Annotated in this window: 4 protein-coding genes; 2 read left to right on the top strand and 2 right to left on the bottom strand. The window is 59.7% G+C overall.

Going from position 1 to position 4,295, the window contains the following annotated elements; genetic code table 11:
- Window positions 1–140: 140 nt before the first annotated feature.
- Window positions 141–926: a DeoR/GlpR family DNA-binding transcription regulator gene (locus BOP96_RS29040; RefSeq protein WP_038449901.1), complete on the bottom strand. Its 786-nt coding sequence runs from the start codon at window positions 924–926 to the stop codon at window positions 141–143.
- 120 nt (window positions 927–1,046) lie between these two features.
- Here BOP96_RS29040 and BOP96_RS29035 point away from each other — a divergent pair, with 120 nt between their 5' ends.
- Entirely contained in the window at window positions 1,047–2,207 is a 1,161-nt protein-coding gene (locus tag BOP96_RS29035; RefSeq protein WP_014718172.1) for an alpha-hydroxy acid oxidase, read from the top strand.
- Between the two features lie 192 nt (window positions 2,208–2,399).
- Here BOP96_RS29035 and BOP96_RS29030 read toward each other — a convergent pair whose 3' ends face one another.
- Complete coding sequence (locus tag BOP96_RS29030) at window positions 2,400–3,326, bottom strand: alpha/beta hydrolase (RefSeq protein WP_073454711.1); 927 nt, start codon at window positions 3,324–3,326, stop codon at window positions 2,400–2,402.
- 165 nt (window positions 3,327–3,491) lie between these two features.
- On the opposite strand from BOP96_RS29030, the gene BOP96_RS29025 reads away from it, so the two are divergent.
- Window positions 3,492–4,079 carry an NUDIX domain-containing protein gene (locus BOP96_RS29025; protein WP_014718174.1) on the top strand — a complete coding sequence of 196 codons (588 nt, stop codon included), beginning with the start codon at window positions 3,492–3,494 and terminating at the stop codon, window positions 4,077–4,079.
- The last annotated feature ends 216 nt before the right edge of the window (window positions 4,080–4,295 follow it).

The following is a 4,295-nucleotide window of genomic DNA, read 5'->3' as shown; positions in this document are numbered from 1 at the left end:
CGGCATCCCTGCCGGTTTACCCCCCAAATCCCTGTCGAATTCCGGCCAGCGTGGTTTAACGGGGCGCCTAAGATCAAGATCAAAAGCAGATCAAAAGCAGATCAAGATCAAGAGCGGCTCGCTTCGCATCGTGGTTTGTATCACTGCACGTCCACTCGCTGCACCTGCAACCCCAACTGTTCATATGCCTGCACATCCGGTGCATCCCACTCGGTAATCAGCGTATGAATACGGCTGCATGGCGCGACCACAAAGGGTTCCACCGCGCCGAGTTTGTCTGAGGTGGTCACGGCGATGACGTGGGACGCGCTGTCGAGCAAGGCTTGCTTGACGGCCACTTCACCAAAATGCAGCGAGGTGATGCCCACTTGCGGGTGCAATGCGCACACTCCGGTGAACAACAGGTCGGCCTTGACGCTCTGGATCAGGCGCACCGCTTCATGGCCGCCGGTGGAGAGCGTAGCAGGGTTGAGTTGGCCGCCGGCCAGGATCACTTTTATATGCGGATGGTCGGCCAGGGCGATGGCGATCATGGGGGATGGCGTGACCACAGTCAGGTGCAGTGCATGGGGCAAGCACTGCGCAATCTGCAAGGTGGTGGAGCCAGAATCGAACAGCACGATCTGGCCGTCTTCAACCCGCTCCGCCGCCACGCGGGCGAGGTGGCGCTTGACCTCGTTGGTCTCGCCGACACGGGTAAAGAAATCCTTGCCGGTGTCCTTGGGCCGGGGCAGGGCGCCGCCGTGTACGCGTTGCAACAGGCCGGCGGCAGCGAGTTCGCCAAGGTCGCGGCGGATGGTGTCCTGGGACACGGCGAAATGCTCGACCAACTCAGATGCGGTGACCTTGCCGTCGCGTTCCAGCAGCAACAAGATCTTTTGTTTGCGCAGGGAAGGCAGGTCGATGGCTTGATGAGTGTTATGCATGTTTGTGCGCTTTATTGCGGGTTTGTGCGAGATTAATCGTCAGTCCATCTAAACGCAACGGCTGGTTGCCCACGCTCCTGCCGGTTACTCTCTGTGTTCAGTTCAGGGAGAGGTGACCCGATGCCGTTGATCACAACCATCGAAGACTTACGCAAGCTGGCGCAAAAACGTGTCCCCCGCATGTTCTACGACTACGCCGATTCCGGCTCCTGGACTGAGAGCACCTACCGCGCCAACGAAACTGATTTTGCGCGTATCAAGTTCCGTCAACGGGTGGCGCGCAATATCGACGAGCGTTCGATCCGCGCCAGTATGATTGGCCAGGACATGGCCATGCCCGTGGCGCTGGCGCCGACTGGACTGGCGGGCATGCAGCATGCCGATGGCGAAATCCTCACTGCCCGTGCCGCTGCTGCGTTCGGGCTGCGCTACACCTTGTCGACCATGAGTATCTGTTCGCTGGAAGACATCGCCGAGCATGTCGGCCAGCCGTTCTGGTTCCAGTTGTATGTGATGCGCGACCGCAGTTTTATCGAGCAGTTGATCGAGCGCGCCAAGGCGGCCGGGGTGGATGCATTGGTGCTGACCCTGGATTTGCAGATTCTGGGGCAGCGCCACAAGGACTTGATCAATGGTTTGTCCGCGCCGCCCAAGCTGACCCTGCCGAACATTCTCAACATGATGACCAAGCCGCGCTGGGTGATGGGCATGCTGGGTACCCAGCGGCGTGGTTTCGGCAATATCGTCGGGCATGTGAAGGGGGTGGCCGACATGAGTTCGCTGTCGTCGTGGACCGCCCAGCAATTTGACCCGCGCCTGAGCTGGGACGATGTGGCGTGGATCAAGCGGTGCTGGGGCGGCAAGCTAATAATCAAGGGCATTCTCGATGTGGAGGATGCGCGCTTGGCGGCCGATTGCGGTGCCGATGCGTTGGTGGTGAGTAACCACGGTGGCCGGCAGCTTGATGGCGCGCCGTCGAGCATCAGCCAATTGCCGGCGATTGTCGAGGCCGTGGGCAACCGCATTGAAGTGTGGCTCGACGGGGGTATTCGTTCCGGCCAGGACGTGCTCAAGGCCATGGCGCTGGGCGCCAAGGGCACCATGATTGGCCGCCCGCACTTGTATGGGTTGGGGGCGATGGGCGAGGCGGGGGTGACCAAGGCGCTTGATATCATCGCCCGCGAACTGGATGTGTCGATGGCGCTCTGTGGCTATAAGGATATACGCGAAGTAAATCGCGAAATCCTGTTGCCCGGTACCTTTCCTGGAAGCACGGCTTGAGCAAAAAAAACGTAAAAATATAAAAAGAGTTGTCCACGAAAACCGTGGGTATCTCTGTGGATAACTTTGCGAAGGCCCGGCAGCGTTGGCGATTTCAGCGAAGATCATTATTTGATCAACTTGTATTTCGGACCAACATGGCCAGGGTTTGCGCTTGACAGCCAAGTGCGAACCCAGTGTCGAAAAGCGTATTTACGAGGCGTTATCGCGGCCTGTGGAGTGTGTCACCACCTGGGCAGGCATCTTCGTGCGCATCAGGTTTTCCAGCGCCTGCCCATAGCTGCGTCCGGCGAGGTTCATGCTGTTGTTATGGCTGGCACCGGGCACCAGCAACAGGTGTTTGGGTTGCTGGGCGGCTTCGAATAACTGCTGGCTGAAGCGCGGTGGTACGTAGTGGTCGTCGAGGCCGTGGACCACCAGCAGCGGCATGTGGATGTCGGCAATCTTGTCGATGGAATCGAACTTCTGCGACAGCAACCAGCGCACCGGCAATGAGGTGTTGGCAACGGCCGTGGCGACATCCGCCAGGGAGGTGAACGTGGACTCGATCACCAGCCCGCGCACCGGCAATGGCACCTGCTTGCCCAACTCGGCAGCGAGGTCGATGGCGACCGCGCCACCCAGGGAGTGCCCGTAGATCAGGCGCTTGCCGGGGTCTGGTTGCAGGGTCTGGAAACGCTCCCAGGCAATGCGAGCGTCCTCGTACACCGTGGCTTCCGAGGGCAAGTCGCCCTGGCTTTGGCCAAAGCCGCGATAGTCGATGGCCAGGACCGAAAAGCCCAGGGCATGCAATTGCTCGATGCGAAACAATTGGCCCGTGAGGTTCCAGCGTACCCCGTGCAGGTAGAGGATGGCGGGCGCGTCTTTGTTGGCTGCCGGGTACCACCAGCCATGAATGTTCTGCCCTGCTTTGAAACTGGCGGGCGTGAGTTCGAACTCCTGCACCGCCTTGGGCAGTCCGGTGTACCAGCCGGCGGTTCCCGGCTCGATGCGAAACACAAGTTCGCGCTCCTTGTGTTGCAACACGGCGCAGCCGACCGGCAGGCCGACAATCAACACGGCCATGCACAGCCAGACAAGCCAGCGCAGGCCCCGGCGGGGCATAGAAACAGAAGACATGAAGGTTCCAGAACAAAGATGAAGCACGGGTTTTACCAGATGGCCTGGGCGGGTAGGCATTAATGCGACGGCCGTGACGGATGAAAGTGTTACAGCATTGAACAATCCTCGTGCGGGTTGATAGGGTGGACGGCTTGAACCTGCCCTACCTGCAAAGGCCCACACATGAACAACAGCCCCGTGCGCATCACCGCCGAAGAAACCCTCTCGGACAACTGGTACCTGCTGAAGAAATACAGCTTCGACCTGCGCCGTCGCGACGGCAGTTGGCAAGCCCAGACCCGCGAGGTGTATGACCGGGGCAACGGTGCGACCATCCTGTTGTACAACCGTGAGCAACGCACAGTCTTGCTGATTCGCCAGTTCCGCATGCCCACGTTCGTCAACGATTACCCCGGCTACCTGATTGAAGCGGCGGCCGGTTTGCTCGATAACGCCAGCGCCGAAGAACGCATCCGCCTGGAGGCCGAGGAAGAGACCGGCTATCGCGTGGGGCATGTTGAGAAAATCTACGCGGCGTTCATGAGCCCGGGATCGGTGACCGAGCGGATTCACTTTTTTATCGGTGAATACCAGCCAGGCGACCGAGTGGGAGCGGGCGGAGGCCTGGAAGAAGAGGGCGAGGATATCGAGGTACTGGAGCTGGGCTTTGAGCAGGCACTGGCGATGGTGCAGAGCGGGGAGATTGTGGATGGCAAGACGATCATGTTGTTGCAGCATCTGGAGTTGCGGATGTTGAAAGAGGAGTGGTGAGACGCTTGGGAACTCTGCTGATGAGCGCGGGCCGAGGTGGGAGGGATCTACACAACGTTGGAGGTTGTAGCAGCCAACGGTAACCACGATGCGAAGCGAGCCGCTCTTGATCTTGCTCTTGATTTGCTTTTGATCTTAGGCGCCCCGTTAAACCACGCTGGCCGGAATTCGACAGGGATTTGGGGGGTAAACCGGCAGGGATGCCGGTTTAGCCGC

Source organism: Pseudomonas sp. FSL W5-0203 (genome assembly GCF_001896155.1).
Lineage (GTDB): Bacteria > Pseudomonadota > Gammaproteobacteria > Pseudomonadales > Pseudomonadaceae > Aquipseudomonas > Aquipseudomonas paracarnis.
Note: the sequence above shows the minus strand (reverse complement) of the source record. Positions and strands in the feature narration are given on the sequence as shown.

Coding starts and splice junctions, on each gene's coding strand:
- BOP96_RS29040 (WP_038449901.1), bottom strand. CDS start 926: ATGCATAACACTCATCAAGCCATCGACCTGCCTTCCCTGCGCAAACAA.
- BOP96_RS29035 (WP_014718172.1), top strand. CDS start 1,047: ATGCCGTTGATCACAACCATCGAAGACTTACGCAAGCTGGCGCAAAAA.
- BOP96_RS29030 (WP_073454711.1), bottom strand. CDS start 3,326: ATGTCTTCTGTTTCTATGCCCCGCCGGGGCCTGCGCTGGCTTGTCTGG.
- BOP96_RS29025 (WP_014718174.1), top strand. CDS start 3,492: ATGAACAACAGCCCCGTGCGCATCACCGCCGAAGAAACCCTCTCGGAC.